Below are 22309 nucleotides of genomic sequence, written 5' to 3'. Positions count from 1 at the left end.
TTTCTGTCACTTGGGTCTCTGCGGGTGAGGGCAAAAAAAGCACGTCCCCGGGGAATGCCCAAGGACGTGCTTATGGATAAAAAAGGATTAGTCGTGCGTTACTTGCGGAAGGGGAGCTTGATCACCTCAGCCTCTACCTCCTTGCCACGGATCTCGATGGCGACCTTGGTCTCAGGCTTCTTGTAGTCGGAGAGGACGTAGCCGAGGGCGATGCCCTTCTTGAGCGCAGGAGACATGGTGCCGGAGGTGAGGTGGCCGATCTCCTTACCATTGCCGTCGGTCACCTTGTAGCCCTCGCGAGGTACACCGCGTCCCTTCAGCTCGATGCCGACGAGACGGTACTCGGTGCCATTGGCCTTAGCCTCCTCAAGGATCTTGCGACCGGGGAGACTCTCCTTGCCCTCGATCAGCTTCGTTGTCCAGCCGAGACCGGCAGCGTAGGGGTTGGTGGTGTCGTCGATGTCGTTGCCGTAGAGGCAGAATCCCATCTCGAGGCGTAGGGTGTCACGGGCACCGAGGCCGACCGGCTTGATGTCAAATTCCTTCCCGGCCTCAAAGAGCTGGTTCCAGAAGTTCTCCGGATCCTTGATGTCCTGGATGTAGAGCTCGTAGCCTCCGGCACCGGTGTAGCCGGTATTGGAGACCAGCACCTCCTCACCGTGGAACTTCCCTCTGTGGAAGCTGTAGTAGGGGATTGCGTCGACGTCGATGTCAACGAGCTTCTGGATCGTCTCCTTGGCCTTGGGTCCCTGGACAGCGAGGATGCTCATCCGCTCAGAGCGGTTCTCCAGCTCCACACCATCGATCTTGTGGTCGGAGATCCACTTGAAGTCCTTCTCGATATTGGCGGCATTGGCGACCAGCATGTAGTGGTCTCCGAAGCAGTAGGCGATGAAGTCATCGACGATACCCCCCTTGTCATTGGGGTAGTAATTGTACTGCGCCTTGCCGTCCGTAAGTTTGGAGATGTCGTTGGAGCAGACATTCTGGAGGAACTCCACTGCCTTGGGGCCGCTGACGAAGAGAGCGCCCATGTGGGAGACGTCGAAGACGCCGACGCTCTCGAGGACTGCCATATGCTCAGCGACGATGCCGTCGGGGTACTGGATCGGCATGTCGTAGCCGGCGAAGTTGGTCATCTTGGCTCCGAGCTTGACATGGATGTCATGGAAGGGGGTTTTCTTTAGTTCCATAGATTGATAGTTTGTATTGAGTTTTGTATAAAAAGGTTGCTTACTATGATCTCACCTCTGTCGTGACGATCTCGAGAAGGGTCTCGGCAGCCATCACGAGCGAGGGTATGGGGAGGTACTCATAGATGCCGTGGAAGTTGAGCCCCCCGGCAAAGAGATTGGGGCAGGGTAGCCCCCTATGGCTGAGTGTGGCCCCATCGGTGCCGCCTCTGATGGGCGAGGTGATCGGCTCGATGCCGAGCCGCTTCATCGCCTCGGCAACGTGATCGACGATCTCCATCCGGTAGAGCAGGCACTCCAGCATATTGCGGTACTGGTCGCGGACGGTGACGGTGATGCGCTCCTCGTCATAGCGAGAGTTGATTGCTGCCGCTGTACGGAGCAGTGTGTCCTTGCGCTCCTCGAGTGCTTCGCTATCGAAGTCCCTGAGGATGTACTCCAGCTCGGCCTCCTCTACGGTGCCACTCATCGCAGTGAGGTGGTAAAAGCCCTCTCTCCCCTCGGTCGTGGAGGGTCGCTGGTCGGGTAGGGCGCTGTCAAAGTCCATGGCGAGACGCATGGCGTTGATCATTTTGCCCTTGGCATCGCCGGGGTGGACATTGAGCCCGTGGCAGTGGATGGTAGCTGAGGCAGCGTTAAAATTCTCGTACTGCAGCTCTCCGAGAGCTCCGCCATCTACCGTATAGGCAAAGTCGGCGGCGAACCCCTCCACGTCGAAGAGTGAAGCTCCTCTGCCGATCTCCTCATCAGGCGTAAAGCCGATCCGGATCTCCCCGTGAGCGATCTCCGGGTGGGTCGTCAGGTGGTTTGCCAGCTCCATGATGGCTGCGACACCGGCCTTGTCGTCCGCCCCGAGGAGCGTGGTGCCATCGGTGACGATCAGCTCTTGGCCAACGTACCGTGCCAGCTCGGGGAATTTCTGAGGCGTGAGGGTGACGGTACCCGCCTCATCGAGAGGAATCTCCCCGCCCTCGTAGTGGACTATCCTTGGCTTGACATCGCGTCCGGAAGCATCCGGAGAGGTGTCCATGTGGGCGATCAGACCGATCACCGGCTGGCTTGTCATCCCTACGGCAGGGATGGTCGCCGTGACGTAGCAGTGATCGTCTACGGATGCTGCGAGACCCATGCTGCGCAGCTCGAAGCAGAGGAGGTGCGCCAGATCCCACTCCTTATCCGAGGAGGGAGTCTCCTCGCTCGAGGGGTCAGACGTGGTCTCGAGAGAGACGTAGCGTAGAAATCGCTTGACGATGCTCTCCTTACTTATACGCATCGAGATTGGTCTCGTGGGGAGCAAAGTGTGAGATGATCTCCTCGGCTATCGCATCAGCCTCGGCCTCTGTGTGCGCCTCGGCATAGATCCGCATGATCGGCTCGGTATTGCTCTTGCGGAGATGGACCCAGCGGTCGGCAAAGTCTATCTTCACTCCGTCGATGGTGGTAATCGACTGATCCTTATACGCCCTCTTGATGTCGTCGAAGATCCTGTCTACATCGAGACCGGTGAGGTCCTGACGCTTCTTCACCATCGCATACTGCGGTAGGAGCGCCTTGATCTGGGTCGGCTTGAGGAAGCGCTTTGCCATCATGGTGAGGAAGAGGGCGATGCCGACGAGTGCGTCCCGGCCGTAGTGTGCCTTGGGGTAGATCACTCCGCCATTGCCCTCACCACCGATGAGCGCACCCACCTCTTTCATCTTCGTCACCACATTCACCTCTCCCACAGCGGCAGGGGTGTAGGTGCCTCCATGAGAGATGGTGACATCACGGAGGGCGCGGGTGGAGCTGAGATTGGAGACGGTGTCGCTACCCGGATAGAGGCTCAGCAGGTAGTCAGCGATGCTGACGAGGGTGTACTCCTCACCGAATGGGGTGCCGTCCTCGCAGAAGATCGCCAAGCGATCCACGTCGGGGTCGACGGAGAAGCCGACATCGGCCTTCTTCTCCTTGACTAACTGCCCCAGCTCGATAAGGTTTTGTGGCAGAGGCTCAGGATTATGAGCAAAGTCTCCGGTGGGCTCGCCATGGAGCAGGTAAGCACTCTTGACGCCAAGCGCGTCGAAGAGGCGGGGCAGTGCGATGCCGCCGACGGAGTTGATCGTGTCGGCGCAGACGGTGAGCCCTGCCTCGCGGATCGCAGCAGCGTCCACCTCAGGAAGGCTCAGCACCATCTGCACGTGGGCATCGGTGTAGTCCTTGTGCTCCACATGTCCCAAGTGATCCACCTCGGCGAAGGTGAAGTCCTCCGCATCAGCCATCCGATAGACCTCCCGTCCCTCAGCATCGGAGAGGAAGGTGCCCTCGTGATTGAGGAGCTTCAGGGCATTCCAGTGCTTAGGGTTGTGGCTCGCCGTGATGATGATGCCGGCATCGGCGCCCTCCTCGGTGACGGCAAACTCTGTCGTCGGGGTGGTGGCGAGACCGATATTCACCACATCAAAGCCGACTGCCTGAAGCGTGCCGATCACGATGCGCTGGATCATGTCTCCGGACATACGGGCATCGCGGCCGACGACGATCTTATTGGACTGTATGGGAGAGTTTTTCCGTGCCTGGGTGGCAAAGGCTGCGGTGAAGTTGACAATGTTGATCGGATTGAGACCCTCGGAGGCGCTTCCTCCGATGGTGCCTCGGATCCCGGAGATGGACTTGATAAGGCTCATGATATGATCGATTTTCGGTTATTTCTTGTACTCAAAGCGGACATCCTTGAAGTAGAGGGCGAAGCCGTCCTTGGAGAAGGCTATCGGACCATGGCGGAAGGAGGTGATGACCTGCACTCGAGAGGGTACACCGGCGAGACGGACCGCCTCGAGGAGAGCCTCGCACTGGAGGTTGTTATTGGCACTCTCCTGTGCGTCTTGATTGGGGTCAAGGACCACATCCTCGCCCTTCGGCGTGTAGACGAAGGTGAGGGCTCCGGTGCCGCCGCTGTAGGGACCGCCATTGCTCATCCGCTTGATCGACTCCTTGGAGATGCGAGGTCCGATGCCCTCAATCTCCATACGGGTAGAGATGACCCGCTGGCTGCCGGTCACGGGAGTCCCCTTCTCCACCACGCGAATGAGGAGTCCCTCCTTGATCTTGACAAATGTCCCCTCGGGAGTGATCAGGTCAGCAGGGAGATCCTTGATGGTCCGGATGCCGAGGGAGTCGGTGAAGTGCTTCACCTCCGCCTCCTCTTGCTTGATCATATCGACGTAGGACAAGCGCTTCTTGTCGCATCCGCTGACTAACAGCAGACTGGAGAGCAGGATCAGGATCGTCAGATGAGTGGGTCTGAGTAGATATCTCATATTGAGGGATAAAAAAGTGTCTAAGAGTGTAACTCCAAAATGGTAGTGGCAGGGTCAATGGCGACCCCCACCACTATGCCATACAAATGTAGCAAAATATCGGCTTAAGTAGCCCCTCTTTCCCTCTTCACTATTGTACTGTGGTCTTGGGCACCGGTGGCGTATGGGCAAGCAGGCCGTTCTGGCTCCTGCTGAATGAAGACACGGGGAGCGGCATCACTGAGGGTGGCTTGTGCTGCACAGTGCCGGGTGAGCGTTGCTGAGGAGCGAAAGTAATAGGTATATTTGTGCAGTAATACTAACGATCACACACGACTGAGCGAGATATGTACGGGCTTTTCAATGACAGCTTCCAGCCGGCGGTAGATGGGGTGGGTACCGTTGTCTACAATAATGCGATCCAGATGTATAGGATGGGGCGAGACGTGCACGTTGTGGTCCCGTACTCTAAGGGCGAGCCTGAGTTGCCCGAGCCCTTCCCCATCACTCGCATCCCCTCAGTGCCTGTGCCTCCTCGCCCTCCCTACTCGGTGGGGCTGCCCTTCATCCCCACCAGTGCGTCTCGCGAGGTGTATCACCTGCCCTTTGATCTCATCCACTGTCACGCCCCCTTCACCACTGGGCGGATGGGTCGGGTGATCGCTCGTACGCGGGGCATTCCCTTCATCGCCTCGTTTCGCTCCAAGTACCGGGACGACTTCTATGGCGCGACCAAGAGCCGCTTCCTCTCTCATCTGGCGCAGGACTGGATCATGGAGTTTTACCGCCATGCCGATCAGGTGTGGATCACCGATGAGTCGATCCTCGAGACGATGCATGAGTATGGGTTTAGGGAGAAGCGGGGGCAGATCGCTGTGGTGCCCAATGGCGTGGAGACGGTCAGCGAGGACTGGTCCGTACTCCGTGAGCGGAAGCGGCGTGAGCTGGGGCTGGATGATGCGACTCCGCTCTTCCTCTTTGTCGGTCAGCAGATCCGGATCAAGAATATCGGGATGATCCTCGATAGTCTTGCGCTGCTGGGTGATCGGAAGTTCCTCTTCTACTCCCTCGGCAGTGGTGCGGCGCGTGGGAAGTTTATCGAGAAGGCGAAGAGCTTAGGTCTGCAGGATAAGGCGATATTCCCCGGCACGATCAAGGATAGGACCGAGCTCTTCTCGTACTATGCGGCGGCGGATCTCTTCCTTTTCCCCTCTCTCTATGACACCTATGGCAATGTGATCCGCGAGGCGGCGCTGATGCACACACCGAGCCTGCTGCTGGAGGGGACCACCTGTGCTGCGCCCTTCCAGGATGGGGTCAACGCCTTTATTGCCAGGCAAAATGATCCGCGCGTCTATGCGGAAAAGATCATCGAGACGATCCGTGATGTGGAGGGACGGCAGCGTGTGGCGGACCGGATCCCCCACACGATCTCCCGCACCTGGGAGGATGTGGTCGGGGAGGTGGTCGATCGGTACGACCAGCTGATCGCGCACCACGAGAGTCGGGGACGATTTAGACTATGAAGAGAGGTTAAAAGTGCTATTATCCAAAAAGATTTCAGTAACTCGCGCTGCATAGGTCGGAGAAAATTTGTATCTTTGAGGATAGAAAGGGATCAGTCCCTGCAGTGACAAGACATTATTACAGCTCCAATCAATTTATATTAAGGTAAAAAAGAGATGAACAAGGAACAGCTAGAACAGATGAAAAACGGCAAGGGCTTCATTGGTGCCCTTGACCAGAGTGGTGGCTCTACGCCCAAGGCCCTGAAGTCCTACGGTCTGACCGAGGATGCTTGGAGCAATGAGACGGAGATGTTTGAGCTCATCCACGAGATGCGCACCCGTATGATCAAGAGCCCCGGCTTTGCTGAGCACAAGATCATCGGTGTGATCCTCTTCGAGCGCACCATGCGCGGTGAGATCGATGGCAAGAAGACGCCCGACTACCTCTGGGAGAACCTCCACATCGTACCTTTCCTCAAGGTCGACAAGGGTCTCTGCGAGGAGAAGGACGGCGTACAGCTGATGAAGGACTTCCCCGGTCTCGATGACCTCTGCGAGGATGCTGTGAAGCACCATATCTTTGGTACCAAGGAGCGCAGCGTCATCAAGCAGGCCAATGAGGAGGGTATCAAGGCTATCGTAGCACAGCAGTTTGAGTGGGGTAAGAAGATCCTCTCTCACGGTCTGATGCCGATCCTCGAGCCTGAGGTGGACATCCACTGCCCCGATAAGGCTAAGGCTGAGGAGATCCTCAAGCGCGAGATCCTCGCTCAGCTCGACAAGATGGATCAGCCCGTGATGCTCAAGATCACTCTCCCGACGGTAGACAACTTCTACAAGGAGATCATCGAGCACAAGAATATCGTCCGTGTCGTAGCCCTCTCCGGTGGCTACAGCCGCGAGCACGCCAATGAGCTGCTGGCTAAGAATCACGGCATCATCGCTTCCTTCTCTCGCGGTCTCGCTGAGGGACTCTCTGCACAGCAGAGCGATGAGGAGTTCAATAAGACCATCGGTGCCTCTATCGATGGCATCTACGAGGCCTCTATCAAGTAAGCTGTAGGTCTAAGACCTATAAAAAGAGAAGGTCTCCATCCGGATAGTCCGGGTGGAGACCTTCTCTTGCTATAAATATACTATCGGGTAGGTTATTTATTGACCACAACGATCGGCTTGATCAGGTCTGCAGGCTTATCGCGCATAAGCTGCAGTGCCTCGGGGAGCTTATCCCAGCCCTCGAAGACGTGGGTGCAGAGCGGCTTCAGGTCGAGACGACCGAAGGAGACGAGGCGGGCAAGCTTCTCCATACGGAGACGACCGCCGGGCATCAGACCGCCATTGATCTGCTTGTGACCCATACCGACGCCCCACTCGACGCGCGGGATCCCGATGGTGTCACCCTTGCCGAGGTAATTGACGTTACCGATCTTGCCACCGGGCTTGAGCGCCTTGACTGCCTCAGAGAAGGTGTCCACCGTGCCGCCGGCCATACAGATCTTATCCACTCCCTTACCGTCCGTCATGGCAAGTACCTGCTCGGAGATGGAGCCATCCTTGTAGCTGATGAAGTCGGTCGCACCGTAGCCCTTGGCTGCCTCGACGCAGACGGGTCGGGTGCCGACAGCGATGATCCGGGAGGCTCCGCGAAGGGCGCAGCCGGCAACGGACATCAGACCCACAGGACCGATACCGATCACCAGCACCACGTCGCCAAATTGCACATCCGCCAGCTCCACAGCGTGGAAGCCTGTCGGCACCATATCGCTGAGCTGGGTCGCCTCGACGGGATCAAAGTCCTCGGGGAGGTGTGCCAGGTTGCCGTCCGCGTCATTGACGTGGAAGTACTCACCGAAGACACCGTCCTTGAAGTTGGAGAACTTCCATCCTGCCAGCATACCTCCGCTGTGCATAGAGTAGCCGGCCTGAGCCTCGAGAGAGTTCCAGTCGGGAGTGATGGCCGGCACGATGACGCGGTCACCGGGCTTGAAGTCCTTGACCAGCTCGCCTACCTTGACCACCTCGGCACTGCACTCGTGACCGAGGATCATATTGTGACGATCGCCTATGGCGCCCTCCCAGAGGGTGTGTACGTCGCTGGTGCAGATTGCTACAGCGAGCGGCTTACAGATGGCGTCCATGGGACCACACTCGGGAACCGGCTTCTCGATCCAGCCTGCTTCCCCGATCCGGAGCATTGCGTATCCTTTCATGATGATAGATAGATTGTAAAAGTTAGGAAATAAATGGTTTGACTTATTTGATGAGGTAAATGTAGCGAAAAAGAAAGTTCGATGTATCGATTTTCGGGCGAATTACAGAATTGCTTCTGCAATTAACACTTCCCCTCACTCCTCCACCGTGAAGATGGTGATCCGGTGCTCCTCGGAGTAGTCCGGGGCGACCCGATGACGACTGAGGTAGGCGATGATTGCCTCCTCTGTCGTGAGGTGCTCGTCCTTGACCCTCGACTTGTCCCCATAGGAGTAGACCGATGCGGCATAGCTGCTGAGTGCCACCTTATAGGTGCGGTCAGGGTCGAGGGGCTGGTCGTTGTCGTCCAGGATCGTGACCCCCTCGAGGGTCCCGTCGGCCCTGAGGGCGTAGGTGACGTGCAGACCGGAGGGGACGATCGGTCGCCGGTCATCGAGCTGGTCAAAGCCGCTCTCAAAGAGCCGGTGTAGCTCTGCGGGAGTGAGCTCGACGGTCATCATCTGATTGGAGAAGGGATCTAGGGTGTAGACATCCAGCATCGAGATCGGACCGGGAGCGATGGAGTCTATGCGGATGCCTCCGGGATTGGTGAGGGCAAAGTCAGCTCCCGTCACCTCGCGGAAGGCGTCGGTCATCAGGTAGCCCAGCTCCTCCTTGCTCAGCAGACCCTCCTCCGTAGTGGCGAGTGCCTTGTGCATCTCAGGATTGGCGAAGATCTTGTCGACGAGTGCCCTCATCGCAGGTTGCTCATTGCCGCCCTCCGCTATCGGGATGAGACGGGAACTGCGGGCGATGACTCGCCGATCGGGTCCGAGGGTGAGGTCCGTCAGGGTGCAGTAGTGGAGCTTGGAGCCGGCCTGAGTGATTAGGATACCATTCTCATACAGCTCCCTGTCGATCTTGGTGTGCGAGTGTCCACCGACGATCAGGTCCACCACACCGGACGGCAGTGCCTTGGCGAGTGCTTGGTCGTGGAGGACACCGTAGTGATTGAGGAAGAGAAGTACATCGACGCTGTCCCGCATCCCGAGGTAGCGCTCGTAGCTCTCCATCGGCTCGTGGAAGGTAAAGGGGCGTACCTTGTCGGGATGAGAGTCGGGGATGCCGAGCTCGTTGATGAAGAGAAGCGAGATGATGCCTACGGTGTAGCCGTTCTTCGTCCTCAGCGTCATCCTCGGGCGGATCGGCAGGTCTGCCGTCGGCTCCATATTGGCACAGAGGAAGGGGAAGGTGGCGTGGCTCGCTAAGTAGGCGAAGCCCTCCCTCCCGGTGTCAAACTCGTGATTGCCCACCGCAGAGGCATTGAAGCCGATCGCATTCATCATCTCTATCATCGGCCAGCCCTTGGGGTCGTACTGGTCGTTGAAGGGATTGCCGGTCTGGTTGTCTCCGCCCGAGAGCACCAGTAGCTCGGGGTACTCCCTCCGGAGGCTGTCGACGATGAAGGCGAAGCGGGGCATGCGCTCCATCCCTGCGTGCATATCATTCACCGAGAGGATGCGGATGTGATTGCCTGACTTGTGATGTGACGAGACGCCGCAGCCTGCGAGGAGCAGGGTGAGCAGGGCACCGGTGATCAGGGTGAGTGTATTGATGTGCTTCATTGCTTGTACTCAGCTTTGTTGGGTTACGGTCAGTCTCATTCCCTCCTCCAGTGGTCCATCTGGTGCCACCTCTAGTCCATTCTCGTCCCTCGCGATCCATCCGGATGTCTTTTCGCCCGCCTCGGTTGCCCAAGCTCGGATCGCATCGGCCACAACAGCTCCTGCAAAGAGGGTGACCGGTTGTCCATTGACTACTACTCTCATGATTACAGACCTAGCTCGGTGATTTTCTCCTGAAGCTTTGCCGGCTGGTAGCCGCGGAAGACGATCTCGCCCTCAGGGCTGATCAGGATCAGTGTCGGGATGCCGAGGACGCCATAAGCATCGTAGGAGACATTGTCCTTATCGAATATCGTCTCCCAGCTGAGTCCGAGGCTCTCCTTGGCGCGGTCGTTGTCAGCCTTTGACTTCTCTCGCACGCCGATGCTTAGCACGCGGAGGGTCTTGCTGTGCTCCTCGGAGAGCTGCCTCAGCTCCGGCATAGCCTGTCGGCAATAGACGCACCAGGATGCCCAGAAATCCAGCAGCAGATACCTCTTGCCATCCATATAGTCGCTGAGCTTGACGCTCTTCCCCTCCCCATCGGGGATCTCAAAGTCTCCCTTGTAGGGCTTGCCGACAGAGGTCTCCAGTGCGCTCTTTGCCTTGCTGTACCGCTCTGTATTCTTAGCGTCCCTGCGCACAAGGTCTGATGCTCCCTCATAGAGAGATACATACTCCGCCTCATCGGCATAGTCCAGCTCACGGAACATCAGCGCCCCTACGAGGTCATCATGGTGGCTCTCGTAGTACTTGGCGGCGATCGCACTCCGCACTCCGGCGCGCTCCACACGTACTTGATCGATCTGCGCCTGGATCTCGTGAGACGCCTTAGGGTCACTCGTCTCCTTGAGCTGCTGCTCGAGCGACTCCTGCTTGGATGCGAGAGCGGCCGTCTGCTCCTCTACCTCTTTGGTAAAGGAGGTGAGCGCTCCATTTAGGCTCGCGGGATCCTCTGACGTGATCGTGATAGCGCCGCTCGGGGTCTGAGTGAGGGTAAAGTCGCCACTCTCCGGTATGAAGGGCAGCTCAATGTCGCCCTGAGGGATCGAGATCATCCCCAGCAGAGTGTCGGAGGGGGTGCTGCTATTGAGAGTGAAACTATTGTTGCTGATGCGGGCTGAGTCGGTGCCAATGGGGTCGGTGACGAGGTAGACCATGGCGCCCTCCAGCTCGGCCGGTAGCTCGCTACCCTTGATGGTGCAGGTCTCGGTATGGCTCTGACAACCGCAGAGTAGCGCCGCAAGAGCGAGTGAGGTGAGGTATTTCTTCATGACTTTGAGAAAATCCTTATGCGTGATACAAAAAAGAGGGACCGCCTCTCCTACTGAGAAGCGATCCCTCAAATGTACTATTTTTCTTAGGAGAAAAGGTCCGGCTTAGAGACCGAGCTCCTTGATCTTAGCGTCCAGATCTTGCGGGCTGTGGCCACGATAGACGATCGTCCCCTCAGGATTGACGAGCAGGAGGGTCGGGATGCCGAGGATGCCGTACTCCTTGACGGACTGGCTCTCCTTGTCGAAGGCGGTATTCCAGGTGATGCCCAGCTCCTTGCGAGCGGAGTCGTTATTCTCCTTGCTCTTCTCCCACACACCGACGCTCAGCACGGTGATGGTCTTGCTGTGATCCTTCACGATGCCGGCGAGGTGTGGCATGGCCTGGCGGCACGGTCCGCACCAGGAGGCCCAGAAGTCCACTAGCAGGTACTTCCCCGCCTCCATATAGTCGGAGAGCTTCACGGTCGTACCCTCACCATCATCGATGACGAAGTCGCCCTTGTAGGGCTTGCCCTCAGAGGTCTCGAGGGCGAGCTTCATAGAGTCGTACTGGTTCTTGAGATTCTTATCCTCCTTCACCACACTCGAGGCGCCCTCGTAAGCGGAGATGAAGTCCTCATCACTGTCAAACTGGAGCTGTGAGAAAGCTAAGGCACCGATCACGTTGTCCTTATTGGACTCGTAGTACTTACGGGCGAGCTTATTATTTGCATCGGTATACTCCTTCTCGAGCTCCTGGATCTCTGCCTGCAGCTTGTCGGCAGCCTCGGCACCGATATCCTCCTTGGAGAGCTCCTGATCTTTGGCTCTGTAAGCCTGAGTGATCGGAGCCAGCGTCTCGTCCATCTCCTTGGAGAAGGTCTTGTATACAGCGTTGAGCGACTTGGCTTCGTCAGCTGCGGTGATGGTATACTTGCCATCCTCGCCTCGGGTGAGGGTGAAGTCTCCAGCCTCGCGGATGATCGGGGTCTGGATCTGAGCGTCCTTGGAGACGACGTACCAGATCTTCGTCACGTCGGTGCTGTCGGAGGTGAAGGCAAAGGAGCCATTGCTTACCAGTACGGAGTCCTTGTTGTCCTCGTCCAGTATGAGGTAGAGGTACTTGCCCTCCATCTCCTCAGGGAGGTTGCTCCCCTTGAGGGAGAACTTTGGACTGCTCTGGCATCCGGCTACAAGTACGAGCCCGGCGATCAGTGCGACCGTGTGCTTTAGTTTATTCATGCTATTGGTACAATGTGTATAAGTGTGATAAAAATGTCGGTAATAAGGGACCAGACCTCAGAGGCCCAGTTCCTTGATCTTGCTCGAGATCTCGTCGGGCCTATTGGTCTTCAGTACGATATTCCCCTCGGGGCTGATCAGTATAAGGGTAGGGATGCTCTTCACTCCATAGGCGTCAGCCAGCGAGGACTTGCTGTCGAAGAAGGTACTCCAGGTCATCCCCAGCTCCTCCTTTGCCTTCGCATTCGCCTCGGGCGTCTCGTTGAGCCCGCCGACGCTCAGCACGGTGATGGTGCCAGCGTGGTCCTTGGCGATCTCCGCCAGGTGAGGCATCGCAGCACGGCAGGGACCGCACCAGGAGGCCCACACATCGACTAAGAGGTACTTGCCCTCCTCCATATAGTCGCTCAGCTTCACGCTCTTGCCGGTCTCGTCCGTCATCGTCACATCGGTGTAGGGACTACCGGCAGCAGTCTTCAGCTCGCCCTTCTGCATCGAGTAGAGCTTCTGCATGTCGGCATTCGACGTGATCGCCTCGCCTGCCGACTCGTACATCTCCACGAAGCCCTTGGGGTCGGTCATTGGATAGATGGAGAGGGCCAGGAGACCGAGAGGATTGTCCTTATTTTGGTCAAAATACTCCCTTGAGAGTACACCGACCTTGGCATTGAAGTCCTCCGAGAGCTTCGTCCCCTTGGCGGAGAGCTCCTCGGTGATGGTCCCGCCATTTGCCTGCACCTCCTGCATCAGTTGCTGGTTGGCGGCCATGAAGTCGCCGTAGAGGGCGTCGAAGCGGTTGTAGAGTGTGGTGACCTTCTTATTAAGCTCTGTAGATGAGGGATCGTAGGCAAAGCTGGTGCTGTCCACGACTAAGGTAGAGGTCCCCGGCTCGGAGAAGAAGGGCATCCCCTTACTTCCCATCAGGATGGTGAAGAGCTTGACGGGAGTATCCTTGGCCATCTTGAGCTCAAAGGAGCCGTCCTTGACTGTCACGGAGTCCACCTTGTCCTGCCCATCGTAGAGGTAGACGTACTGCCCCTCCATCGATGAGGGTAGCTCGGTGCCACGGAGTGTCGAGGTCTTGTCCTGCGAGCAGGCGCTGAAGCTCATAGCGGTGAGCGTGAGTGAGAGAATTAGGAGTGATCTCTTTTTCATTTGTCTTTATTGTAAATGTGATGTCATCAGGCTGTCGAGGCTCATCCTCTTACAGGTCCATCAGATAGGTATTCATACCAGCGGCTGCGGTGCGTCCATCGCCCATGGCAAGGATCACGGTGGCTCCACCGCGTACGATGTCCCCACCGGCAAAGACGTCGCTGAGCTGGCTCTGATGCTTCTCCTCATCCACCTCGATGGTCCCGTGGCTGCTGATCTTGAGTCCCTCGAAGTGGGTCGGGATGATGGGATTGGGCTGGACTCCGATGCTGACGATCACCTCGTCCACCTCCACCTCGATGATATCCCCCTCGATCGGCACGGGACGGCGACGCCCACCTTCGTCAGGCTCACCGAGTCGCATATGCTGGAGTCTCATCGTGGTGACGTGACCGCTCTCATCGGCAAGGTACTCGATGGGGTTGTAGAGGTTCATGAAGTCTACGCCCTCCTCCTTGGCATGCTCGATCTCCTCCCGACGGGCAGGCATCTCCTCCTCGCTCCGGCGATAGACGATCATCGCATGCTCTGCTCCGAGGCGTAAGGCTGTGCGGACAGCATCCATGGCGGTATTGCCGCCACCGATGACGGCTACGCGCTTGCTGTGGTAGATCGGAGTGTCAGCGCCGGGGGTATTGGCGTGCATGAGATTGACGCGCGTCAGGTACTCGTTGCTCGACATGATGCCGATGAAATTCTCTCCCGGAATACCCATAAAGCGAGGTAGACCGGCACCGCTACCGACGAAGATCGCCTTGAAGCCCTGCTCCACCAGATCCTCGTAGGAGAGTGTCTTGCCGACGATCACGTTGGTGTGGAAGTCGATTCCCATCTTCTTCAGCTTATCAATCTCGAAGTCTACGATCTCATTGGGGAGCCGAAACTCTGGGATCCCGTATCTCAGCACGCCTCCCAGCTCGTGGAGAGCCTCGAAGACTGTCACCGTGTAGCCCATCTTGGCGAGGTCACTGGCACAGGCGAGTCCGGCAGGACCTGAGCCGACGACAGCCACCTTGATCCCCTTCTTGTCAGCACAGATCTGCGTCGCAGGGATCTTGCCGGCTGTGATCTGCTCTCGCTCCCAGTCGGCGACAAAGCGCTCCAGGAAGCCGATCGCCACCGCGGGGTCACCGCTCTTGGTGTGGATGCATCTCGCCTCGCACTGCCTCTCCTGAGGGCAGACACGACCGCAGACACCGGGGAGGGAGCTGGTCTCGTGGATTACGTCGATCGCTTCCTTGAAGTCTCCCCTCTCGATATTCTTGATGAAGGTGGGGATATTGATCGCCACGGGGCAACCCTCCATACAGGTGGGCTTAGCGCAGTCGATGCAGCGCTTTGCCTCCACCATTGCGGTCTCGCTAGAGATCCCGAGAGCTACCTCCTCATTGTTGTGAGCGCGAGTCTTCCCCTCCTGTGTCGGCATGACGGCACGCGGGATAGCCATCCGCTCCTTGGTCTTCAGCTGATTGCGCAGATCAGCACGCCAGGCGGCCTTGCGCCGCTCTTTTACCAGTTCGTAGTCTACGTTCATCTCCTGCTAAAGTCTAAGTTTGCCTCTCTATTTTTCTGCTCCTCGATGGGCTTGAAGGCCCTCAGGCGCATCATCAGTTCGTCAAAGTCCACTTGGTGGGCGTCAAACTCTGGCCCATCCACGCAGACAAACTTTGTCTCCCCACCCACGGTGACGCGGCAGGCACCACACATACCGGTGCCGTCGACCATGATCGAGTTGAGGGACGCTAGGGTTGGGATCTTGTGCTTCTCCGTCGTGAGGGCAACAAACTTCATCATGATGGCCGGACCCACACAGATCACCAGGTCGACCGGCTCGCGCTCGATTACCTGCTCCAGTCCGAGGGTGACCACCCCCTTCTGTCCCATCGTCCCATCATCAGTCATGACGATCGTCTCGTCAGCCACCTCACCGATCATATCGTCCATAAAGATGAGGTCCTTTGTGCGGGCACCGAGGATGGCGATCACCTTATTTCCCGCCTCCTTCATCCCCTTGATGCTGGGGAAGAGCTCCGCGATACCCACTCCGCCACCAATGCAGACGACGGTGCCGTACTTCTTGATCTCCGTCGGCTTGCCGAGGGGACCTACGATGTCAGTGATCTCATCACCTACGTTGAGGTGAGTGATCTTCCAGGTCGAGACGCCGGCCGCCTGTATGATCACCTCGATGAGACCCTCGTCAGGCCAGGTATTGGCGCAGGTCACGGGGATCCGCTCACCCATCTCCCCGACGCGGAAGATGATGAAGTTGCCCGGTCTGCTCGACCGCGCTATCAGTGGCGCCTCAATGGTCAGCGCGACCACACGCTCGGAGATCTGCTCCTTCTTGACTATCTTATACATAATCGGCACATTAATGATACTACATTCACAGAGATGGGATCTCGACTGCTGTCGGCACACTCGGGAGACCTCCTCGCGAGAGTGACGCACGACCCCTGACTGTCAAGCCCCGGAGTTTCCGTCACCTCTATGCGACAAATGTAGCTAATTGTTTGGTAAATCCTTTTACCGGTGCCGTCACCTCTGCACATAAATTTAATCCCAAGAAAAACCATGTTTGCCAAAGATACTGTTTGCCGAGCATAATTAGGCTAGCTCGGATTTTGATGGAGGCCGGGAGGGGGAGGAAAAAGAGATTGCCCTTACTGTGGTGATCATAAGAGAGGGGTGTCTAATGCCGGATGGATAGGAGCTCTATCTAATACCGATATTAGTGAAGTCTAATATCGGTATTAGGCTTCACTAATATCGGTATTAGAGATTTCCCTGAGGAGTGGGCTACTTGGGTAGGGGTGATGCATTCGAGCTTCACAGCTATGAAGCGTGCACCCGCAAGGGGCGCTTCGCTCCCCACTCTTCACAATGAGTCGAGTGGCTTCTGTACCACTGTGCGTCACCCCTGCCGTCACTCTTGCTTGCCTTTTTGGGGTGGACGGATCCTCGGTGAGGGGGTGCCTCTGCGGGCGGATAAGCATTTGCAAAGGTTTCGAATAGTGGTATATTTGTGTCAGATAAGCACATTCATGAATACGCGACTATGAATCAAAACAGTCTCTATTCGATCAATCAACTCTCAGAGGAGGAGATTCTTCGGATCCTTGATATGGCGGAGTGCTTCGAGCGTCAGCCCAATCGTGACTTCCTGCAGGGTCGCGTGGCGGCGACGCTTTTTTTTGAGCCCTCCACCAGGACGCGCCTCAGCTTTGAGACCGCTGTCAATCGCCTTCGCGGTCGGGTGATCGGCTTCTCCGATGCGCGTGCCAGCAGCACGTCCAAGGGCGAGAGCCTACACGACACCATCAAGATGGTCTCCAACTACGCTGACCTGATCATTATGCGCCACTTCCTCGAGGGGGCGGCCAAGTATGCCAGCGAGGTGACTGAGATCCCGATCATCAATGCCGGTGACGGGGCCAATCAGCACCCCTCGCAGACGATGCTCGACCTCTACTCGATACGCAGGACGCAGGGCGGGCTGGAGGACCTCACGATCACGATGGTGGGGGATCTGCGGTTTGGGCGCACGGTCCACTCACTGATCGAGGGGATGAATTACTTCCACCCCCACTTCATCTTCGTCTCTCCTGATATGCTGGCCCTGCCGGCGGAGTACAGGGACTACTGCGATGAGCACCATATCCCGACCGAGTACTCGCACGAGCTGACGCCTGAGATCATCGCCCAGACTGACATCCTCTATATGACGCGGATCCAGCGGGAGCGCTTTACGGACGATGAGGACTACGAGGCAGTGAAGGACTCCTTTATCCTCCGCGCCGAAATGCTACGGCCGGCCAAGGAGACGATGCGCGTCCTTCACCCCCTCCCCAGGGTCAATGAGATCGCCATGGATGTGGATAGGACAAAGTATGCCTACTACTTCACTCAGGCGCAAAATGGTCTCTATGTCCGTGAGGCTCTGATCTGTAGGGCTCTCAATATTCCTGTCACCGAGTAACCAATGTACGAGTACCATGACTAAAGTAGAGAAAGGTCAGCTGCGGGTCAATGCGATCAAGAATGGGTCGGTCATCGACCATATCCCTGTGGAGCACCTCTTCAAGGTGGTCCGTCTCCTCCACCTCGACAGCCTCGATGTGCCTATCACCATCGGGCAGAACCTCCGCAGCAAGCGGATCGGACAGAAGGGGATCATCAAGGTGGAGGACAAGTTCTTCACCGAGGAGGAGCTCAATCGCCTCGCTCTCGTCTCGTCAGAGATTGTGATCAATGTGATCCGCGAGTACGAGGTGGTGGAGAAGAAGTACGTCACCCTGCCGGACGACATTCGCGGTCTCGTCCGGTGCCCCAATCCCAAGTGTATCACCAATAACGAACCGATGAAGAGCGCCTTCCGACTCCTCGATCTGGAGCAGGAGATTATGCAGTGCGAGTACTGCACCCGCAAGGTGCATCGCGGCGAGATCGTCCTTTGCGATGAGTAACAAGACTGAGTATAAACCCTATCAATAGAGTAATCATGAGTAAGAGTAATAAAGGTAGCCTGATAGCCATTGTCATCCTCATCCTGCTTGTCCTCTGGGCGGTCGTCGCCAGCATTAGCTTTAATAATAAAGCGGTGCAACAAGAGGAAGGCGTGCGTCAGGCGTGGAGCCAGGTGGAGAATCAGTATCAGCGCCGTGCTGACCTGATCCCCAATCTTGTTAATACGGTAAAGGGCTACGCCACCCATGAGCGGGAGACACTGGAGGGTGTCGTGGAGGCACGTGCCAAGGCAACCCAGATGACTGTCGACCCGACGAAGATGACCCCCGAGGACCTTGCTGCCTATCAGCAGGCTCAGGGTGAGCTCTCTCAGGCTCTCGGTCGACTCCTCGCCGTCTCGGAGCGCTACCCGGATCTAAAGGCGAATGAGAACTTCAAGGCTCTCCAGGTACAGCTCGAGGGAACAGAGAACCGCATCTCCACGGAGCGGAAGCGCTTCAACGAGGTGACACAGGAGTATAATACCTTTGTCCGCAAGTTCCCCAATAACATCTTTGGCTCTATCCTGGGCTTCAAGGCTAAGCCTTACTTCGAGTCCGTCGCTGGTGCGGATCGTGCCCCTGAGGTGAAGTTCTGACTGTGAAGCGGTTCTTTCTCCTTCCCCTTACCCTGCTCCTGCTGCTCCTCTCCGGAGTGGCAAGGGCTGAGGAGCGGGACTATCGCCCGGAGGATGTGCCCAATGTCCAGCAACAGGACTACCGACGCTTCGTCAGCGACCCGGAGGGGTACTTCACGCCGGATGAGCGGTCGGAGATAGACCGAGCTCTCTTCGACCTGAGAGAGCGACACACTGTGGAGGTGGTGCTGGTGGTGCTGCCAGCGATTGAGAATGATGACCCGGAGACCTTTACGGAGGAGCTCTTCCGGCTATGGGGACTTGGTAAGGCCGAGGATGATAATGGTCTGCTGATCCTCTATGTGACCCAGAGACGCCGGCTCATCCGCTTCGAGACTGGGTATGGTCTCGAGGGGGCGCTACCCGACGCCGCCACCTACGGCATCTCTCAGCGGATCCTCATCCCGGGGATCAAGGAGGGAAGGTCCAAGGATGCCTTCCTCGCAGGGATCAGTCAGATAGATACCTATCTCAGCGAGGGCTACGATCCCTCCAATGACGGGAACGTCGACTATACCGACGACGAGATGAGCGATGAGGATCTGCTGACGATCTTTGCCGGCTATGGGATCCTCTCTTCAGTGGTGGCGGTGCTGGCTCTGCTGGGACTCTTCGGGCGGGTTCGCATAGGCGAGACGCCGGCGGAGAAGTACTCCATCATCAGGCGAAGAGGGTCGGAGGTGCTTCCGATGGCGATAGGTTTCCTGCCGGGATTTCTCCTGATCTTCTTCCCTGTATACCTTTGGCTGAAGTCGAAGTGGCAGCGCCGCCTTAAGGACTGCCCCTACTGTGGCTCTCACGGTACCATCACCCGACTGAGGTATCCCAATAACCTCTCCTATCTCAATGCCGGAGAGGCTCTTGAGGAGAAACTTCGGAGTGTCGCCCATCCGGTGCTGGTCTGTGAACAGTGTCACCGGTCGCAGGTGATGAGCCTCGACAGAGACTCTCGGGAGTACTATCGCTGTCCATCCTGTGGCGTGAAGGCTTACCACGCTTCTGTTTCTGTCAATGCTTATGGCAGGCAGGTGACGGCCGGTAAGTGTGAGCACTGCGGTCATACCGATCGGTCAGAGCGTATCCGCCGTCGGGGTAGTGGCTTCGGACCGGTGATCTGGGGTGGGGGCTTCGGTAGCGGTGGCTTCGGCGGAGGAGGTAGCTTTGGCGGTGGTTTTGGTGGTGGCGCCTCCGGTGGCGGTGGCTCTACAGCCGACTTCTGACCCTTTTCTTTTCTACAAAGGCAGGTCAGCCAATGTGGACGATCGTGATGCCTGCTCCTCCGAGATCAGCACGCTCGTCCTCGTAGGAGGCGACGTGCGGGTGATCCGACAGCAGTTCGCGGATCGACTGACGCAGCGCTCCCGTGCCGGTGCCGTGGAGGATCCGGACGGTACTCATGCCGTAGCTCACCGCCTCGTCAAGAAATCCGGTCACTGCCCGTAGGGCTTCATCCACCCGTTGCCCTCGACAGTCAAGGAGGGGCTTGAAGGCTAACCGGCGCTCATCCGACTGCATCTCCACCACCTTGGGTGGCTCCTTGTGGATGATCGTCTGCTTGCGGATCGTGGGAGTGAGCTTGGAGAGTGGTACGGTGACGGTGATGCTTCCGAGGGAGACGCGTGCATCCTTGCCCTTGATCTCGGTCACCTCGCCCACCGTATTTCCCCCCTCGAGTGTCACCCCGGTGCCGATGGTGATCGCCTCTCTTGATACGTTGCTCTTTTTCTGCTCCCGCTTCTCCTTTGGCTGCACCCTCTGCTCAAGTGAGGTGCGCTTATTGTCCAGCTTTTGCCGAGCCTTCCTTGTCCGCTCTTTATCTGCCTTGGCTGTCTTGATGTCGCGGATCGTCTTCTCCACCGCAGCGTTGGCTGATGAGACGATGTCCAGAGCTTCCTGATGTGCCTTTGAGAGGACGCTCTCACGCTTGGACTGAAGGGCGTCGAGCTTCTGCTGGAGTCGGATGCGCTCCTCCTCGAGCTCTCTCTCCCGCTTGTGTACCTCCGACCGCTTACGACCCCAGTAGGCCTTGTCGCGCATGATGTCCTGGAGGTACTTGTCCTGCAGCATAAAGTCCTCCCCCACCTGCTCTGAGGCGTAGTCGAGGATCACCTCCGGCAGTCCAATGCTCCTGGCGATCTCTATGGCAAAGGAGCTCCCCGGCTGTCCGATCACCAGCTGGTACAGTGGCTGGATCCGCTGCCGGTCAAAGAGCATCGCCCCATTGATCAGTCCGTCGTGAGTCGAGGCGTAGTCCTTCAGGTTGCCGTAGTGGGTCGTCACCACACCAAAGGCGCCCATAAGGCGGAATTGCTCCAGTGCCCCCTCCGCAATAGCCCCACCGATGGTCGGCTCAGTACCGCTCCCAAACTCGTCGATCAGCAGTAGCGTCCTGTCCGTGGCGTTGCGGGTGAAAAACTTGATATTCGTCAGGTGGCTCGAGTAGGTGGATAGGTCGTCCTCAAGCGACTGCTGGTCACCGATGTCGATGAAGATCTTGTCAAAGAGCATCATCACGCTGTGGTCCTGCATAGGCACAGCGAGACCACACTGTAGCATATACTGAAGCAGCCCTACGGTCTTAAGGGTGATCGACTTGCCTCCTGCATTTGGTCCCGAGACGATGAGGATCCGATCCGCCGGAGAGAGCTTGATGTCCAGCGGGACAAGAGATCTCCCCTCCTCCCTCAGGTGTCTCTCGAGGAGAGGGTGGCGCGCCTTCCACCACTCCATACGCTGCTCTCCCGTCTCGATCACCGGTACCACCGCATCCATTTCCCCGGCGAGGAGTACCTTGGCGTGGACGAAGTCGAGTATCCCGAGGATTGTGATGTCATCTCGCACCGTGTCGAGCCATGGCCGTAGTCGGTCAGCAAAGGCGTGGAGGAGTCGGAGGATCTCCTGCCGCTCCTCGCCCTCCTTCTCCCTTATCTCATTGTGCAGCAGCACCACCTCCTCCGGCTCTACGAAGAGAGTCTTGCCGGTCGCTGACTCCTCGTAGACGATACCTCGGATGTCGCGCTTATTGCCGGGGTTGATCGGGAGGAGGAGACGACCGTCTCGCATCACGGCGGAGGCATCCGCGTCGACCCAGCCCTGCTGTCGGGCATAGCGAAGGACCCGCTGCATCGTGGCCCCAAGGGAGCTCTCGAGAGAGCGGATCGCCCGACGGATGCTCCGCAGCTCGTCCGATGCGCCATCAGGGATCTCCCCATCGTCACCGATCAGCCGATGGAGCTCCCGCCTCAGCTCCTCCAGTGGCTCCAGTCGCCCGATCAGTCGGTGGAGGAGCGGGTAGTCCTCCGCCTCATCTTCCGTGAGTAGCTTGGCGGTGTCTGCAGTGGCATCCAGCATCTCGCGGAGAGCGCGCAGCTGCTCCGGCTCCAGGTAGGATCCTTCCGGTCTCACGCCCTTGATCGCTGAGCGCAGTGTCCCGAAGCCCCAGGAGGGTAGGGCGCGACTGTCGCAGAGCTCCTGCATCTCGGTCACCCGCCTCAGCTCCGTCCTCAGCTCCCTTGACGAGGAGTCCATGAAGTGCATCTGCGACACCAAGTAGCGGGACACTTCATTTGAGCAGTGGTGGAGTAGTCTCTCCCTGAGGGTGGAGAAGCCGAGCTTGGTCGACTCCACCTCCTCCACTGAGGGATAGATGGGAGACTTATCGTCGGTATGCTTGCGCATGG

19 protein-coding genes are annotated in these 22309 nt (G+C 57.7%); 6 read left to right on the top strand and 13 right to left on the bottom strand.

Annotated elements, in window-relative coordinates:
* Positions 1-98: 98 nt before the first annotated feature.
* The 4 genes from gcvT to AC1EKE_RS01190 are packed head-to-tail and all read right to left on the bottom strand — an operon-like array spanning position 99 to position 4489.
* The gene (gene gcvT, locus AC1EKE_RS01205) at positions 99-1193 is read right to left on the bottom strand and encodes a glycine cleavage system aminomethyltransferase GcvT (protein ID WP_480307663.1); all 1095 of its coding nucleotides are present in this window, start codon (positions 1191-1193) and stop codon (positions 99-101) included.
* Positions 1194-1236: 43 nt separating this feature from the next.
* The gene (gene pepT, locus AC1EKE_RS01200; RefSeq protein WP_480307661.1) at positions 1237-2466 is read right to left on the bottom strand and encodes a peptidase T; all 1230 of its coding nucleotides are present in this window, start codon (positions 2464-2466) and stop codon (positions 1237-1239) included.
* Positions 2453-3856, bottom strand: coding sequence for a phosphoglucosamine mutase (glmM, locus tag AC1EKE_RS01195; protein ID WP_480307660.1), 1404 nt, complete (start codon positions 3854-3856; stop codon positions 2453-2455). The genes pepT and glmM overlap by 14 nt, the downstream gene beginning before the upstream one ends.
* A gap of 18 nt (positions 3857-3874) precedes the next feature.
* Positions 3875-4489, bottom strand: coding sequence for a hypothetical protein (locus AC1EKE_RS01190; RefSeq protein ID WP_480307658.1), 615 nt, complete (start codon positions 4487-4489; stop codon positions 3875-3877).
* A gap of 326 nt (positions 4490-4815) precedes the next feature.
* Here AC1EKE_RS01190 and AC1EKE_RS01185 point away from each other — a divergent pair, with 326 nt between their 5' ends.
* Positions 4816-5994 (top strand): glycosyltransferase, encoded by a 1179-nt coding sequence (locus AC1EKE_RS01185; RefSeq protein ID WP_480307657.1) that lies wholly within the window; start codon positions 4816-4818, stop codon positions 5992-5994.
* 156 nt (positions 5995-6150) lie between these two features.
* Positions 6151-7032 carry a fructose bisphosphate aldolase gene (locus AC1EKE_RS01180; protein ID WP_296164002.1) on the top strand — a complete coding sequence of 294 codons (882 nt, stop codon included), beginning with the start codon at positions 6151-6153 and terminating at the stop codon, positions 7030-7032.
* 92 nt (positions 7033-7124) lie between these two features.
* Here AC1EKE_RS01180 and AC1EKE_RS01175 read toward each other — a convergent pair whose 3' ends face one another.
* From AC1EKE_RS01175 to AC1EKE_RS01140, 8 genes are all read right to left on the bottom strand, one after another.
* Complete coding sequence (locus tag AC1EKE_RS01175; RefSeq protein ID WP_296164004.1) at positions 7125-8186, bottom strand: NAD(P)-dependent alcohol dehydrogenase; 1062 nt, start codon at positions 8184-8186, stop codon at positions 7125-7127.
* Positions 8187-8321: 135 nt separating this feature from the next.
* Positions 8322-9791: a bifunctional metallophosphatase/5'-nucleotidase gene (locus tag AC1EKE_RS01170; protein WP_480307655.1), complete on the bottom strand. Its 1470-nt coding sequence runs from the start codon at positions 9789-9791 to the stop codon at positions 8322-8324.
* A 9-nt stretch (positions 9792-9800) separates the two neighbouring features.
* Complete coding sequence (locus AC1EKE_RS01165) at positions 9801-9995, bottom strand: hypothetical protein (RefSeq protein ID WP_297127226.1); 195 nt, start codon at positions 9993-9995, stop codon at positions 9801-9803.
* Between the two features lie 2 nt (positions 9996-9997).
* Positions 9998-11104 (bottom strand): redoxin domain-containing protein, encoded by a 1107-nt coding sequence (locus tag AC1EKE_RS01160; RefSeq protein ID WP_480307652.1) that lies wholly within the window; start codon positions 11102-11104, stop codon positions 9998-10000.
* 105 nt (positions 11105-11209) lie between these two features.
* A complete protein-coding gene (locus AC1EKE_RS01155; protein ID WP_480307651.1) occupies positions 11210-12328 on the bottom strand; it encodes a redoxin domain-containing protein in 1119 nt (372 codons plus the stop codon).
* 57 nt (positions 12329-12385) lie between these two features.
* Complete coding sequence (locus AC1EKE_RS01150; RefSeq protein WP_480307650.1) at positions 12386-13483, bottom strand: redoxin domain-containing protein; 1098 nt, start codon at positions 13481-13483, stop codon at positions 12386-12388.
* A gap of 49 nt (positions 13484-13532) precedes the next feature.
* A complete protein-coding gene (gene gltA, locus AC1EKE_RS01145) occupies positions 13533-15017 on the bottom strand; it encodes an NADPH-dependent glutamate synthase (protein ID WP_480307648.1) in 1485 nt (494 codons plus the stop codon).
* Positions 15014-15847: a sulfide/dihydroorotate dehydrogenase-like FAD/NAD-binding protein gene (locus tag AC1EKE_RS01140; protein ID WP_297127212.1), complete on the bottom strand. Its 834-nt coding sequence runs from the start codon at positions 15845-15847 to the stop codon at positions 15014-15016. The genes gltA and AC1EKE_RS01140 overlap by 4 nt, the downstream gene beginning before the upstream one ends.
* A 697-nt stretch (positions 15848-16544) precedes the next feature.
* Between AC1EKE_RS01140 and pyrB the strand changes: the two genes are divergently transcribed.
* The 4 genes from pyrB to AC1EKE_RS01120 are packed head-to-tail and all read left to right on the top strand — an operon-like array spanning position 16545 to position 19849.
* A complete protein-coding gene (pyrB, locus tag AC1EKE_RS01135; RefSeq protein ID WP_297127209.1) occupies positions 16545-17465 on the top strand; it encodes an aspartate carbamoyltransferase in 921 nt (306 codons plus the stop codon).
* A 16-nt stretch (positions 17466-17481) separates the two neighbouring features.
* Entirely contained in the window at positions 17482-17952 is a 471-nt protein-coding gene (gene pyrI, locus AC1EKE_RS01130; protein ID WP_480307647.1) for an aspartate carbamoyltransferase regulatory subunit, read from the top strand.
* Between the two features lie 35 nt (positions 17953-17987).
* The gene (locus AC1EKE_RS01125) at positions 17988-18590 is read left to right on the top strand and encodes a LemA family protein (protein ID WP_480307645.1); all 603 of its coding nucleotides are present in this window, start codon (positions 17988-17990) and stop codon (positions 18588-18590) included.
* A gap of 2 nt (positions 18591-18592) precedes the next feature.
* The gene (locus AC1EKE_RS01120) at positions 18593-19849 is read left to right on the top strand and encodes a TPM domain-containing protein (RefSeq protein WP_480307643.1); all 1257 of its coding nucleotides are present in this window, start codon (positions 18593-18595) and stop codon (positions 19847-19849) included.
* A 25-nt stretch (positions 19850-19874) separates the two neighbouring features.
* Here AC1EKE_RS01120 and AC1EKE_RS01115 read toward each other — a convergent pair whose 3' ends face one another.
* Positions 19875-22307, bottom strand: a complete 2433-nt coding sequence (locus AC1EKE_RS01115; protein WP_480307642.1) for an endonuclease MutS2 — start codon at positions 22305-22307, stop codon at positions 19875-19877.
* Positions 22308-22309 lie beyond the last annotated feature (2 nt).

It is taken from the genome of Porphyromonas sp. C0041D3 (assembly GCF_056590575.1).
The sequence above is the reverse complement of the archived record's forward strand: the minus strand, read 5'-3'. Positions and strand labels throughout refer to the sequence as shown.

Bases quoted from the DNA above. Each gene is read 5' to 3' on its own strand.
- gcvT (WP_480307663.1), bottom strand. From the start codon at position 1,193: ATGGAACTAAAGAAAACCCCCTTCCATGACATCCATGTCAAGCTCGGA.
- pepT (WP_480307661.1), bottom strand. From the start codon at position 2,466: ATGCGTATAAGTAAGGAGAGCATCGTCAAGCGATTTCTACGCTACGTC.
- glmM (WP_480307660.1), bottom strand. From the start codon at position 3,856: ATGAGCCTTATCAAGTCCATCTCCGGGATCCGAGGCACCATCGGAGGA.
- AC1EKE_RS01190 (WP_480307658.1), bottom strand. From the start codon at position 4,489: ATGAGATATCTACTCAGACCCACTCATCTGACGATCCTGATCCTGCTC.
- AC1EKE_RS01185 (WP_480307657.1), top strand. From the start codon at position 4,816: ATGTACGGGCTTTTCAATGACAGCTTCCAGCCGGCGGTAGATGGGGTG.
- AC1EKE_RS01180 (WP_296164002.1), top strand. From the start codon at position 6,151: ATGAACAAGGAACAGCTAGAACAGATGAAAAACGGCAAGGGCTTCATT.
- AC1EKE_RS01175 (WP_296164004.1), bottom strand. From the start codon at position 8,186: ATGAAAGGATACGCAATGCTCCGGATCGGGGAAGCAGGCTGGATCGAG.
- AC1EKE_RS01170 (WP_480307655.1), bottom strand. From the start codon at position 9,791: ATGAAGCACATCAATACACTCACCCTGATCACCGGTGCCCTGCTCACC.
- AC1EKE_RS01165 (WP_297127226.1), bottom strand. From the start codon at position 9,995: ATGAGAGTAGTAGTCAATGGACAACCGGTCACCCTCTTTGCAGGAGCT.
- AC1EKE_RS01160 (WP_480307652.1), bottom strand. From the start codon at position 11,104: ATGAAGAAATACCTCACCTCACTCGCTCTTGCGGCGCTACTCTGCGGT.
- AC1EKE_RS01155 (WP_480307651.1), bottom strand. From the start codon at position 12,328: ATGAATAAACTAAAGCACACGGTCGCACTGATCGCCGGGCTCGTACTT.
- AC1EKE_RS01150 (WP_480307650.1), bottom strand. From the start codon at position 13,483: ATGAAAAAGAGATCACTCCTAATTCTCTCACTCACGCTCACCGCTATG.
- gltA (WP_480307648.1), bottom strand. From the start codon at position 15,017: ATGAACGTAGACTACGAACTGGTAAAAGAGCGGCGCAAGGCCGCCTGG.
- AC1EKE_RS01140 (WP_297127212.1), bottom strand. From the start codon at position 15,847: ATGTATAAGATAGTCAAGAAGGAGCAGATCTCCGAGCGTGTGGTCGCG.
- pyrB (WP_297127209.1), top strand. From the start codon at position 16,545: ATGAATCAAAACAGTCTCTATTCGATCAATCAACTCTCAGAGGAGGAG.
- pyrI (WP_480307647.1), top strand. From the start codon at position 17,482: ATGACTAAAGTAGAGAAAGGTCAGCTGCGGGTCAATGCGATCAAGAAT.
- AC1EKE_RS01125 (WP_480307645.1), top strand. From the start codon at position 17,988: ATGAGTAAGAGTAATAAAGGTAGCCTGATAGCCATTGTCATCCTCATC.
- AC1EKE_RS01115 (WP_480307642.1), bottom strand. From the start codon at position 22,307: ATGCGCAAGCATACCGACGATAAGTCTCCCATCTATCCCTCAGTGGAG.